The organism is Pseudoalteromonas sp. S1608, assembly GCF_005887265.1.
GTDB lineage: Bacteria > Pseudomonadota > Gammaproteobacteria > Enterobacterales > Alteromonadaceae > Pseudoalteromonas > Pseudoalteromonas undina.
Genome location: NZ_PNDK01000004.1, coordinates 146,572 through 159,410 on the forward strand (window position 1 = coordinate 146,572; position 12,839 = coordinate 159,410).

Annotated in this window: 10 protein-coding genes; 6 read left to right on the forward strand and 4 right to left on the reverse strand. The window is 42.2% G+C overall.

What is annotated here, in order from left to right:
- Positions 1-38 precede the first annotated feature (38 nt).
- Both CWB75_RS03305 and CWB75_RS03310 read left to right on the forward strand, forming a co-directional pair.
- Positions 39-1,652: a lytic polysaccharide monooxygenase gene (locus CWB75_RS03305; protein ID WP_138569888.1), complete on the forward strand. Its 1,614-nt coding sequence runs from the start codon at positions 39-41 to the stop codon at positions 1,650-1,652.
- 65 nt (positions 1,653-1,717) lie between these two features.
- Complete coding sequence (locus tag CWB75_RS03310) at positions 1,718-4,348, forward strand: glycosyl hydrolase family 18 protein (protein WP_138569889.1); 2,631 nt, start codon at positions 1,718-1,720, stop codon at positions 4,346-4,348.
- A 92-nt stretch (positions 4,349-4,440) separates the two neighbouring features.
- On the opposite strand, the gene CWB75_RS03315 is transcribed toward CWB75_RS03310, so the two are convergent.
- On the reverse strand, positions 4,441-4,923 hold the full coding sequence (locus CWB75_RS03315) for a putative 4-hydroxy-4-methyl-2-oxoglutarate aldolase (RefSeq protein WP_010389309.1): 483 nt from the start codon (positions 4,921-4,923) through the stop codon (positions 4,441-4,443).
- Positions 4,924-5,274: 351 nt separating this feature from the next.
- Between CWB75_RS03315 and CWB75_RS03320 the strand changes: the two genes are divergently transcribed.
- On the forward strand, positions 5,275-6,738 hold the full coding sequence (locus CWB75_RS03320; protein WP_138569890.1) for a carbon starvation CstA family protein: 1,464 nt from the start codon (positions 5,275-5,277) through the stop codon (positions 6,736-6,738).
- Between the two features lie 62 nt (positions 6,739-6,800).
- On the opposite strand, the gene CWB75_RS03325 is transcribed toward CWB75_RS03320, so the two are convergent.
- Entirely contained in the window at positions 6,801-7,319 is a 519-nt protein-coding gene (locus CWB75_RS03325; RefSeq protein WP_138569891.1) for a TetR/AcrR family transcriptional regulator, read from the reverse strand.
- 174 nt (positions 7,320-7,493) lie between these two features.
- Between CWB75_RS03325 and CWB75_RS03330 the strand changes: the two genes are divergently transcribed.
- The 3 genes from CWB75_RS03330 (at position 7,494) to CWB75_RS03340 (ending at position 9,331) form a co-directional block, all read left to right on the forward strand.
- The gene (locus CWB75_RS03330; RefSeq protein WP_138569892.1) at positions 7,494-8,120 is read left to right on the forward strand and encodes a glutathione S-transferase family protein; all 627 of its coding nucleotides are present in this window, start codon (positions 7,494-7,496) and stop codon (positions 8,118-8,120) included.
- 16 nt (positions 8,121-8,136) lie between these two features.
- Positions 8,137-8,832: a cupin domain-containing protein gene (locus CWB75_RS03335; RefSeq protein ID WP_138569893.1), complete on the forward strand. Its 696-nt coding sequence runs from the start codon at positions 8,137-8,139 to the stop codon at positions 8,830-8,832.
- Positions 8,833-8,935: 103 nt separating this feature from the next.
- Positions 8,936-9,331 carry a SpoIIAA family protein gene (locus CWB75_RS03340; RefSeq protein WP_075170008.1) on the forward strand — a complete coding sequence of 132 codons (396 nt, stop codon included), beginning with the start codon at positions 8,936-8,938 and terminating at the stop codon, positions 9,329-9,331.
- Positions 9,332-9,374: 43 nt separating this feature from the next.
- Here the strand turns inward: CWB75_RS03340 and CWB75_RS03345 are convergent, their stop codons facing one another.
- Positions 9,375-10,325, reverse strand: a complete 951-nt coding sequence (locus CWB75_RS03345; protein ID WP_138569894.1) for a carbohydrate kinase family protein — start codon at positions 10,323-10,325, stop codon at positions 9,375-9,377.
- 116 nt (positions 10,326-10,441) lie between these two features.
- Complete coding sequence (locus CWB75_RS03350; protein ID WP_138569895.1) at positions 10,442-12,835, reverse strand: TonB-dependent receptor; 2,394 nt, start codon at positions 12,833-12,835, stop codon at positions 10,442-10,444.
- Positions 12,836-12,839 lie beyond the last annotated feature (4 nt).

Genomic DNA, 12,839 nt, shown 5'->3' on the forward strand with positions numbered 1-12,839 from the left:
GCTTGCCCCATGTATTGAGTCTTATAAAGGATAAAATAATGGCATCAATTAAACTTAACACGATTACGCTATCTGCAATTACCAGTGGTTTACTACTCAGTACACTAGCACCGCAAGTGCAAGCACATGGTTATATGGATAGCCCTAAAGCGCGCCAAGCAATTTGTCAGGTTGATGGCGGGTACTGGTGGCCTGAAGACGGCACAAATATTCCTAACCTTGCGTGTCGAGCCGCATATTTAGAATCGGGCACGGTGCAGTTTGTACAAGCGATTGAATTTTCGGTTAATACTCCTGACTATTTAAATCAAACTGCAGTTGAGGCCAATGTACCAAACGGCACTTTATGTGCTGGTGGCGATACAGCCAAACGGGGTATGGATTTACCATCACCACATTGGCAGCGCAGCGATGTAGTGCCCAATGCCAATGGTGATATTCAAATACGTTACCTTGCATCAACCCCGCACAACCCAAGCTTTTGGCAGTTTTACATTACCAAGCCAAGCTTCAATAGCGCAACTGACGTACTAACCTGGCAAGACTTACAGCTAGTGCAAGAGCACGACAACATTGAGGTTGTTAAAGACCCTGATGGTAAACGCTACTACGAAATGAGTGTTGCAATTCCGCAAGACCGTAGCGGCGAGGCCATTTTATATAGCCGTTGGCAACGTAATGATGTGGTTGGTGAAGGCTTTTATAACTGTAGCGACATCAACATAGTAAATCACGCAGGCCCGACTGATCCAAATTCGTGGACTAGCGTCGGTTATTTTGTTCGCCAAGGGCAAAATGCCATTGCAGGCGACACCGTATGGGCGCGGTTATTTGACGAAACAGGCCAAGAGGTGATCAACCAACAGCTTAAAATCAATGCCGATAATCAAGCAAATTGGCAACAAGCATTGGCTGAACAACTTAACCTTGATTACGCGCATTTAGTGCAAATTGGGGTGCAAAACCAAGCGGGCGACATTACGTTTGATGCAACCGACGTACTGATAAACCAAGTGTATAGCAGCGATGCAAATTATACCTATGCCTTGAGTGTGCAAGGTGCGCCAACAAACACCGCACCCATTGTACACACCCCAGATAACCTAGTAGTTGATGAAAACACCACAACAGCAATTCATCTGCATGCCTTTGATGATGAGCAAAGTGAGCTAACTTACAGCTGGAAAGTACCTACACCGCTAAGCTTTACAGGCTCTGGTGCCAACATCAACTTAACCACTGCAGAGGTATCAGCAAACACCGATTACACCATTGCAGTATCTGTATCGGATGGTCAATTAAGTACCCAAACCAGTTTTAGTGTCACGGTTAACGATGTACCTGTGGTCGATCCGGTTGACCCTGTTGATCCAACAGTACCTGAATGGGACAGCACTCAGATCTATCAAGCAAACGATAAAGCCCGTTTTGCTAACGTGATTTACACCGCTAAATGGTGGAACAAAGGCCAACAACCAGATACCTCAGCGGCATGGGAATCAGCCTCGAAAGCTGACACAGCAGCCACTTGGAATACCAGCAAAGCCTACCAAGCTGGCGCAGAAGTAACGTATCAAGGACAGCGCTATCGCGCTAAATGGTGGACTCAGGGCGATACGCCAGGGCAAGCCAATGTATGGACCAAACTTTAATAAAGCCTAAGTTTTGCAGTTCAAACTTATTAAATAATTACATAAATAATGGATAAGAGAGACCTATGAATATCAAACAACTAAGCGCAGCCATCGGTGTTGCTTTATTTGCAAGCACAGCATCTGCTGCACCGTCTACACCAAGCATTAATTGGGAACCACAGCAATATTCGTTTGTTGAGGTAGATCTTGAGGGAAACGGCTCTTATAAGCAGCTAGTTACCCGTGTTGAACAAGTTAATATCAACATTCAGTGGAGTGCATGGAGTGGTGATGGTGGCGATAGCTACAAAGTCTATTTTGATGACATGCTAGTCAATGAGGGCACGCTTGCTGCTGGTTCTAAAAGTGGCACTATCACATTCCCTTATGATAAAGCGGGCCGCCATACAATGTATGTTGAGCTATGTGAAGGTGGCACGACCTGTGCTCGCAGTGCAGGCAAACCAATTGTAATTGCTGACACCGACGGCGGACACCTAGCACCATTACCCATGGATGTTGACCCAAATAACCGCGACATTGGTATCAAACAAGGTTTAGTTACAGGCGCTTACTTTGTGGAGTGGGGAATTTATGGCCGTGATTATGATGTAACGAATATGCCAGCACAAAATCTGAGTCATATTTTGTATGGCTTTATTCCAATTTGTGGTGAAAACGCATCGTTATCGGGTGGTCCTAAACGTGCACTTGAAACCGCTTGTGCCGGTTCTGCAGATTACGAAGTGGTTATTCACGACCCTTGGGCCGCAGTACAAAAAGCACTGCCAGGGGTTGATGCAAAAGACCCTATCCGTGGTACTTACTCTCAGCTAATGGCGCTTAAACAGCGTTACCCAGATATTAAAATTTTACCATCTGTAGGTGGTTGGACGTTATCAGACCCATTCGGTGGCTTTACCAATAAAGCTAACCGCGACACCTTTGTTGCCTCAATGGAAGAGTTTTTAAGAACATGGAAATTCTACGATGGTGTAGATATTGACTGGGAATTCCCAGGTGGTGACGGCCCCAACCCAGACATTGGCGATCCAATCAACGATGGCCCAGCCTATGTGGCGCTAATGCAAGAGCTACGCGCTATGCTTGATAAACTAGAAGCAGAAACAGGTCGTACTTACGAGTTAACCTCAGCCATTGGTGCAGGTTACGATAAAATTGAAGATGTAGACTACCAAGCCGCAAGCCAATACATGGATTATATTTTTGCCATGACCTATGACTTTTATGGCGCATGGAGTAACGTAACCGGTCACCAAACAGCACTTTACTGTGGCGAACATATGAGTGCTGGTCAATGTAATGGTACTGGGCTTGATGAAAATGGTGAACCTCGTAAAGGCCCTGCTTATACCACCGATAATGCAGTGCAGCTGTTACTTGCGCAAAATGTACCATCGAAAAAAATCGTCGTCGGCACGGCTATGTATGGCCGTGGTTGGGAAGGTGTTTACCCGCAAAATGTAGCGATTGATGGTAACCCAATGACTGCCCCTGGTAATGGCCCGTTAAAAGGCTCTACGGCACAAGGCGTATGGGAAGATGGGGTTATTGATTACAAAGGCGTTAAAGCAAATATGATTGGTGCGGCGGGCACCGGTATTAATGGTTTTGAAGTGGGTTATGATGAGCAAGCGCAAGCCGCTTATGTATGGAATCGTGCAACCGGTAAACTAATTACTTATGATAGCCGTAAGTCAGTACTGGCGAAGGGAGCGTATGTTAATCAGTATAATTTAGGTGGTTTATTTGCATGGGAAATAGATGCGGATAATGGTGAGATTCTTAATGCTATGCATGATGGTTTAGGAGGAGTAGTTGCTCCGCCAACAAATAAAAAGCCAGTTGTTTCTGTGTCTTCATCAGTGTCTGTTAATTCAGGCGAGAGTATTACAGTAACAGCTTCTGCAACTGATGCAGATAACGATCCACTTAGCTTTAGCTGGAATGCTGATAGCGCACTGGTGGTATCTGGACAAAATAGTGCATCATTAGTCATTACAGCGCCAACAGTGACTGCAGATACACAGTATGTGGCAACTGTTGCGGTATCAGATGGTCAAGCAACTGTTAATCGTGATGTTGTTGTTAATGTTATTGCGCCAACATCAGGAGGCGAAAACACAGCACCGAGCGTTGATGCTATCGCTAATATCAGCGTTGAAGAGGGCGCATCAGCAAGTGTAGCTGTAGTGGCTAATGATGCTCAAAACGACGCCCTTTCGTATACGTGGACAGTACCAGCAGGCTTAACATTAGTGGGCAGTGATGCAAACGTAACTATTGAGGCTGGCGCTGTAGATACCAATACAGACTTCACAGTGTCTGTTGCAGTCAGTGATGGCGCATTAACCACAACGCAAAGCTTTAGCGTAACAGTTACAAACGTTGATACTACAAATCCACCTACAGGAAGCTGGGATGCGAGTGTTGCATACGTTGGTGGTGATGTCGTTACTTATAACGGCGTTGAATATAAAGCAAAGTGGTGGACTCAAGGCGAGCGTCCTGATTTAGGTGGTGCATGGGAAGCAACAACACAACCTACAGATGGTACGGGTGTCGCAGTTTGGCAGCCAACGGCTATTTATAACAGTGGTGATGAAGTTTCTTATCAAGGTAATAAGTACCAAGCTAAATGGTGGACTCAAGGGAACGAACCTGGTTCAACCGATGTATGGTTAGCACTTTAATTTTAACCTGAGAATTTGGGTTTTAAAAAATCATGTAAATTACAAAAGCAGCTTTCGAGCTGCTTTTTTTTGTTAACGACTATTACGAGGGATTAAAACAACGCTTTAGAGCTAATTATTAAGCCGTTTACATCAGCATATACCCAATCACCGGTATTAATTGTGGTGTTTAACATATTAACCGGGTGATCTTTAGCACCTAAACCGCGCTTAGTGGTGCAGCGCGGTGTTGCGCCTAGCGCCATTACAGGTAAATCAAGTGTGGCAAGAATTTCAATATCGCGACAGCAACCATTAATAATTATGCCCTGCCAGCCATTTTTTAGTGCGCGCTCTGCAATCATATCGCCAATAAAGGCAAAACGTTTACTGGCAAAACCATCAACAATCAATACTTTTCCCTCACCGTTTTCATGCAGTATGTTACCAGCAAATGAGTTGTCGTCAGGGCAGGTGACGGTCACTACTTGACCATAAAAGTGAGTTTTATTACCAAAGTGTTGCAAGCCACTGTCAGCAACTTGCACATGGTCGCGATGTTCATCGTATAAATCGGGCGTAGTAAACGGTGTCATTGAGGGCATCCTTGTTTTTTGGCAAAGCCATGTAGGGCAAAGGCAGTAAATTTAAAGTAGTAATAATGTTTATCGTAGGCTAATTAATCACTCAGGTGTAGCTATTATTGCAAATTGGCGTATAGATTTTAGTCGCAATATAAGTACTTTTAACGTTTTTTAATGCTGTTTTTATGAGTAACTTAAGCTTTTACTTAGTTTTATTTTTTCGAATAAATTTCATTTTGTAAGCGCATTAGCCAAACGTCTCATTGTTGCGTGTTTTTTCATATGCTACGTTCAATTGTTATTTTAAATTTTGGGCTGCAATACTGTGCCCTATACACACATACAAAAAGAGAAGCGTGCTTTATGATCATCTTTTTTATTTGCCTGACTATTTTAATATTAGGCTATAAGTTTTATAGCCCGTTTGTTGAAAAACAAGCGGGTATGGACTCGACAGTAGACACACCACAGAAGCGTTTTAGCGAAGGTGTTGACTATGTTGCTATTCACCCTGTTCGTGCATTTTTAATTCAGTTTTTGAATATTGCAGGAGTAGGCCCCATATTTGGTCCTATACTTGGCGCCTTGTATGGCCCAGTAGCGCTGGTTTGGATTGTACTTGGTAACGTTTTAGGTGGAGCTGTACACGACTTTTTCTCTGGCGTAATGAGTATTAAAGAAGACGGTAAAAGTTTACCTGAAATTGCAGGCCATTATTACAACGTAGTATTTAAAGGCTTTATGCTTATATTTACTGCTATGTTGTTATTCTTTGTTGGTGTAGTGTTTATTATGAGCCCTGCAGGATTATTGAGTAACTTAGATGCATTTGAAGGCACCATTTTTGCTAGTAATACATTTTGGGTTCTCGCTATTTTAGCTTACTACTTTTTAGCCACGTTATTACCAATCGATAAAATCATCACTAAGTTTTACCCTATTTTTGGCTTGTTAATGATTGTAATGACAGTTGCTATTGCAGTCTCACTGTTAATCAACGCACCCCATTTACCAGTAGCTGGCGACTTTTTAGCGTATTTTGAAGCCGATCATGCTCACGACTTTTTAGCCCCAAACCCTGATGGACTGCCTACTTGGCCGTTGCTATTTATCACCATTACTTGTGGTGCCATTAGTGGTTTTCACTCAACGCAAGCACCTATTATTGCTCGTTGTTTAACTAACGAAAAATATGTACGCCCGGTTTATTATGGCGCGATGATGTGCGAAGGTATTGTAGGTTGTGTGTGGGCGCTTGCTGGTATTGCTGCCTTCCCAGAAGGTTATGCGGGTTTAAAATCGATGCTTGATTTAGGCGGTCCAGGCTTAGTTGTTAACCATATTGCAAACAGCTACTTAGGTGTATTTGGTGGTATTATGGCTATTATTGCTGTTGCTGTTTTCCCTATCACTTCAGGTGATACGGCGTTCCGCTCACTGCGCCTAACAATGGTGGATGCGTTTAGTATTCCGCAAAGTTTACGTAATCGTTTGTTGTTAGCATTGCCAATTTTAACCATTGCTTACTTTATGACTAAGCTCGACTTCTCAGTTATTTGGCGCTACTTCGCGTTTTCAAATATGCTGCTTTCTACCAGTGTGTTGTGGCTTGCGACCAAGTACCTATTTGACCGTGGTACATTCCATTGGATCACTAGTATACCCGCCGTGATCGCAACCGCAGTGACCTTATCTTACATTATGACTGCGGCAATTGGGTTAAACTTATCAAGTGACTTAGGTAAGCCTATTGGTGTAGTGGTAGCGGTAATAGGCTTTATTGCATTAGCTTTTGTGCACTCAAAACATAAAGTGCATCCAGCTTAAAACTACATAGTTATTAATGTAAAAAGCGAGCTTTATTGAAGCTCGCTTTTTTATATAAGCACTTAAAAAGTGGCTTGTTCAAAGTAGCTAATATCATCTAGGGTTTTACTAATAATCATTGCACCCTCTAATAAGCTCACTGTTTGTATTGCCGCGCGAGCAGGGTTTTCTTCCCCATTCGTAGCGTGTGCTTGAGTTAACCAGTCTAAGTTTTTATTAAAAAACCGCTGAACTTCAACCCGCACTTTATCGGGTAGGCTGTCGCTTTCTGCACCGAGTAAGCCACATAAACACATCTTTTTGTCTATCACGAGCGCATTTCTAAATAACTGAGTGTAAATATCGATGGGATTTTTACCGTTTGCTTTATGTGCATTCGGATCGCCAAGTACTGCAATAAAGGCATCGGTGTATTGATGCGCGAGTTCAGCGCCTAAATCAGCTTTCGTTGGAAAGTGATAATGCACACTGGCACTTTTTATACCAATCTCAGTAGCAAGTTCTCTAAAGCTAAAGTTGCTATATCCACCCAGTCGCACTTTATTTTCTGCGGCTTGTAGCAGGGCTGCTTTTTTACTCATTTTGATATTTCCTTGCTGTTATCTGAAAAAATTATCAACCAGTAGGTAGTTATTTTCAAGCTCTTTTATTTTTAGTTTGCAAACACTAAGCGCTTGCTATAAATTACCTATCAGTAGGTAGATTGTGTTTGCCAATATTAACTTAGGCTGTTGTTAAAAATATAAGAGATAATTATGAAAATTTATGACGTAGAAAATTTCCCTAACCCGTTACGGGTTCGTATTGCACTTGCTGAAAAAAATGCGACTGATAAAGTAGAGTTTGTTGCTGTTGATTTATTAAATGGGGAGCACCGCAGTGAGGCTTTCTTGGCAAAGAATCCGTTGGCAGGTGTACCTGTACTAGAGCTTGATGATGGTACTTTTATTGCCGAGTGCACTGCAATTACACAATACATTGATACCGCTTTTGCAGGCCCTTCATTAACTGGTGTTGAGGCAAAAGAACGCGCAGTAATTAATATGATGCAAAAACGTGCTGAGTCGATGGTACTTGATGCAATTGCCACTTACTTTCATCATGCTACTGATGGATTAGGACCTAAACTTGAAACCTATCAAAATGTTGCATGGGGTGAAAAGCAAGCTGAAAAAGCACAGCAAGGCTTGGTTTATTTTAATAGCGTATTAGCAAACTCAACTTATGTGGCAGGTGAACAATTTAGTGTTGCAGATATTACCTTATACGCAGGACTTGTGTTTGCAGGCTTTGCACAAATTGCTATTCCTACTGAACTCACGCACTTAATTGCATGGCAACAAAAGGTCGCTCAGCGTCAAAGTATTGCTGCTATAAATTAATAATTTGGAGTCAAATATGAAAATTGCTGCCGACTTTAGTCAACGTGTCGTAGTACATAGCGAGTCACTTGAATGGATAGCTTCGCCCATGCCGGGTGTTGATCGACGTCCACTTGACAGAGTGGGCGACGAAATTGCTCGAGCCACTAGTATTGTACGCTATGCGCCAAACAGCCACTTTAGCCCACATACTCATACTGGGGGCGAGGAGTTGTTAGTGCTCGATGGGGTATTTCAAGATGAGCATGGCGATTTCCCAGAAGGTGCCTATATTCGTAATCCTCCGCAATCAAAGCATACTCCTGGCTCAAAAGATGGTTGCATTATATTTGTAAAACTGTGGCAGTTTCAGCCAGAAGATCGCCAGCACGTTCGTATTCTCACACAGCAGATGCAAGGGCAGAAAAACCCCGAATTTAATGACCTAAATGTCATTTTGTTATATCAAGATACGTATGAAACAGTGAGTATTGTACAGTTTAATGCTAATCAATCTTTAACGCTCACTGTGAGTGGTGGCGCTGAGTTGTTGGTTTTGGATGGCACTTTACAAGAGCATAACGACACACTTGAAAAACACAGCTGGCTTAGAGTTCCTGTTAATAGCCAAATAAACGCCACAGCGGGTAACAATGGCGCAAGAGTATGGATAAAAACCGGCTATTTAAACGATGTAAAAAACCAAGTTAATCGGTTAAAAAAACATAATTAGCTCAAAAAATAAATCTGCATTAAGTGACTTTTTTGATCTGCTTCAAGTAAAAGCTTTTAACTATTGCCTATAATTTAAGCTCTTTTCATTCAAGGGTTGAGTTATGGTTAATTTAACACATGGTTTGTCGATTGGTATTGAGCGCTCAGGCAATGAGTTTTTCTTAACACTTAAGGCAATTGGTACCTTAACTCACAAAGATTATGAAGTGATCACCCCGATGATCGATTCAGCGTTAGGCGAAGTTAAACATCCTATTGTTAATGTATTAATAGATGGCACCGAGTTAGATGGTTGGGAGCTTCGTGCTGCTTGGGACGATTTAAAACTTGGCTTAAAGCACAACAAAGAGTTTAAAAAAATAGCGATTTACGGCAATAAAGAGTGGCAATCTACCATAGCTAAGTTAGGCAGTTGGTTTATGTCGGGTGAAATACAATACTTTGAAAATGCTACTGCCGCTTTAGAATGGCTAAAAACCAGTAATTTAGACGCTTAGTAAAAAAAGGCCAACAGTGGCCTTTTTTTGTAAGTACCTTAGTTTATTTTGACAGTGTTTGTTGCGTGGGAAGCGCAGGAAAAGCGCCTTTAGCTAAGCATGCTTTTGAGCCACAGCGAAGACCAAAGTGAAGCGCTTTTTTTACTATTAACTCATCATTTAGCTTATCAGTAAGTGGCACTGCATTATCGCTGTGGTTTAAGTAGTACAGTACGCCAGCAATAAAAGCATCACCGGCGCTGGTGGTATCTACAGCGGTAATTGTTGGAGCTGCTTCACTGAGGGTAAAAGCGTTATGGTAAACAGTCGCTGGGGCTGGACCATCGGTTAAAAACACCAGCTTGACGCCTAATTCAAGCAGTGATTGTAAGTAGGCATCAGCTGATTGTTGGCGTTGCGTTGCTAAAAAATTTAACTCATCACGTGAGAGCTTAACAATATCGCAATACGCGTAGCATGCATGCACGTTTTGCTCAATGTCATTGCTATTTTGCCATAAACTGTAGCGTAAATTTACATCAAAGCTAACGATTTTTTGGTTGTTTTTAGCCTGCTTTAAAGCACACACAGTAGTTTTTGCTATAGCTGTATTGGTTAAGGTGTTTGAACAAAAGTGTAGGGTACTCAATTTATCCCAATTAATACGCTTTAAATGCTCATTCGTTAACAGTAAATCGGCTGTTTGATGACGATAAAAATTAAAGCTGCGTTCGCCGCTTTCATCTAGGCTGACAATAACCATAGCTGTTTGCGCGCCTTCTATGGTAAATAAATACTCAGTATCTACGTTATATTGCTCAAGCGCATTAGTTAATTGTTTAGCAAAATAGTCATCTCCCATACCGCCACAAAACGCAGCTTTGCCGCCGAGCTTTGCGTAACCTACTGCCACATTAGCTGGAGCACCTCCTGGAATGGGCAAATAAGCACTGTTTTGAGAGTCTTGAGGCAGCATATCAATAAGCAGTTCACCAAGGCTAAGTAATTTGGTCATAGTGTAAATCCTAAAAAACCTAGCATGGCTAGGTCAAAATTCAAGGGAGAATTATTAAAACTAGTGTAACAATCGCTGAACAAACATAGCTTCAGCGATTGTTACACTAAAGTTGGTTAGTTAAACGCGTATTTAAACGTCAATGACGTTGTACGGCCATTAATAGCACGTGCGCGTATAATGTTGTTATCAGGTATTGAGCCTTCTTCTGCTTCAGTAATACCTACCGTATCGAATAGGTTATTTACGTTTAACGCAATATTAAGATTTTCTGATAAATCGTAGCTTACAAAGCCATTTACTTGAGTGTAACCATCAAACTTAAGATCGTTATTATCTTGAGCATAGGCATCGGTAGTACCAATAAAGCTTAGGCCTGCAGAGCCTTTTTCATAAGTGTAACGTGCCATTAATGAGTAAATTAAATCAGCTTGGCGACGAGGCGTATTACCAACCACTTCAGGGGTAAGTGCATCTTTTGCAATTTCAGCGTCTGTCCACGTTAAATTACCACGAAAATCCCATGCATCAATAAAGTAGGTTGATTCAACCTCAATCCCTTTTGCTTCATATTCGCGGTCAAAAAAGGTTTGTGATGTCGCTTCAAAGTTTTGCTCTTCAGTTTGTGCATAAAATGCCGTGGCAAAAACTGACAGTGAATCAAAGCGCTTTTTAATACCAAACTCATACTGGTTTACTTCATCAACGGCATCTTCATCGGCTACTGAGCCATCGGCGCGAACTTTACCAAATAAAAGTCGGTCAGCATTGGCGCGACCGCCTTTACTCAATCGTGCAAACGTTGCAAGGCTTGAGTCAATTTGGTAATTGGCACCAATTGAATATGATGCGTAATCCCAGTCGTAATTAACAGGGCTGGCATTTGCAAGGTCAATACCTGCAACATTTTGTTCAGGAACAGAAATCACACCGTCGCGATTCATATCAACGGTTGAGGTAACCGCGCCTGCATAGTTACCACGTGCTTCACCGCTGTCATAACGGGCACTAGCATCAATACTTACGTCACCCACCTTAGTTGAAAATGCAACATAGGGTGCACGAGTGTCGTATTCTGTGTCGTAATCACGTTGGCAACAGTTACCCCAAAAAGGCGTGCCATAAGCGTATAAGCCATTTTCAGAGAATTCAGTCCCATCGGCGGCTGTTACATTTAATAGCGCAGCGTTATCACCTTTGAGCTCCATTAGGTAGGAATTCCATAACCACGACATGGCAATATTTTGGGTTGACGCATAATAGCCAAAAGTAACGCTAGTATCATCGCTTAGCGATTTAGTCAGTTTGAAGTCGTTAACAATTGAGTCAAAGTCATTCATGGTTACGTCAAACGTATGAATACGCATGGCTAAATCATCGTTAAATGCAGCACCTGTGGTCGCATTACTAAGCGTTGCACCCACACCACCAATACTTTGCGCTATAGCTGATGCATCGCCAACTTCAGCTGGGATCAATGAATTAAAATTACCGCTTACAGATGATTTACGAAAACGGTTTTCAATACGCCAATCGTTGTCTAAATCAAATACAGCCTCAAAACCAATTGAGTCAACTTGCGGATTCATACCATCACGAATATCGCCGCTGCTTATTTGATTTTCGCCGTTTAAGCGCACTGTTTTAGTAAATAATGCCGAATGCGGGGTATCTGATTGTGCGTCAAACCCAGGAATTGAGTCACCATTTGCATACATTGGCATAGGTAAGTAGCCAACACTTTTATCATCTAAATGTTTGTAATAAAGACGCACGTATCCATTTTCAAAATCTTTGGTCAGGTTGGCTTTAATTTGCCCACCTTTATTTGATGTGTAACCTGTTTCACGTGGGCCTTCACCTTGACGTACAAAACCACCAACATGAAAGCGTACAGTGTCATTTAAATATGTGCCATATTCAAAGTCAGTTCGAATAGTATCGTAATCTAGGCCAAGTGTAGTTGATACGCTGCCCGATTCGTTTTCGCCATTTTTTGAAATGAAATTAATTATGCCACCCGGTGCATTGCTGGCTGCGGTAGAGGCTGAACCACCGCGAATAGATTCAATGGTTTGCACTGTGTTATCTAAGCGCATAAAAATGTCAGCGTTACCAAATGCAATATCGCCATATTGTAAAACAGGTAAGCCATCTTCTTGAAGCTGTAAAAATTTAGCACCACCAGAGGCAACTGGTAAACCACGTACTGCAATGTTGGCGTTACCTTCACCGCCGGTTGATTCTGAGCGAACCCCAGGAATAATTCTAAATGCCTCAGCAGTAGAGCGAGGCGTAGACACCTCAACTTGCTCAAGCGACACACTGCTTACAGAAGAACTTGACGCCATTATCGTTGTACGGCGGGGAACACCGGTAACAACAATTGTTTCTAGCCCTTTGTTAGCTTGCGCTTGTGTATTTTGCTCTTGTTGTTGTGCATTAACGCCTTGGCTAACGGCGAGCGCTAAAGCACTGATCAGATATAAAGGTGTGTTGTGTGTTGTCATGTGA

Bases quoted from the DNA above. Each gene is read 5' to 3' on its own strand.
- CWB75_RS03305 (WP_138569888.1), top strand. From the start codon at position 39: ATGGCATCAATTAAACTTAACACGATTACGCTATCTGCAATTACCAGT.
- CWB75_RS03310 (WP_138569889.1), top strand. From the start codon at position 1,718: ATGAATATCAAACAACTAAGCGCAGCCATCGGTGTTGCTTTATTTGCA.
- CWB75_RS03315 (WP_010389309.1), bottom strand. From the start codon at position 4,923: ATGACACCGTTTACTACGCCCGATTTATACGATGAACATCGCGACCAT.
- CWB75_RS03320 (WP_138569890.1), top strand. From the start codon at position 5,275: ATGATCATCTTTTTTATTTGCCTGACTATTTTAATATTAGGCTATAAG.
- CWB75_RS03325 (WP_138569891.1), bottom strand. From the start codon at position 7,319: ATGAGTAAAAAAGCAGCCCTGCTACAAGCCGCAGAAAATAAAGTGCGA.
- CWB75_RS03330 (WP_138569892.1), top strand. From the start codon at position 7,494: ATGAAAATTTATGACGTAGAAAATTTCCCTAACCCGTTACGGGTTCGT.
- CWB75_RS03335 (WP_138569893.1), top strand. From the start codon at position 8,137: ATGAAAATTGCTGCCGACTTTAGTCAACGTGTCGTAGTACATAGCGAG.
- CWB75_RS03340 (WP_075170008.1), top strand. From the start codon at position 8,936: ATGGTTAATTTAACACATGGTTTGTCGATTGGTATTGAGCGCTCAGGC.
- CWB75_RS03345 (WP_138569894.1), bottom strand. From the start codon at position 10,325: ATGACCAAATTACTTAGCCTTGGTGAACTGCTTATTGATATGCTGCCT.
- CWB75_RS03350 (WP_138569895.1), bottom strand. From the start codon at position 12,835: ATGACAACACACAACACACCTTTATATCTGATCAGTGCTTTAGCGCTC.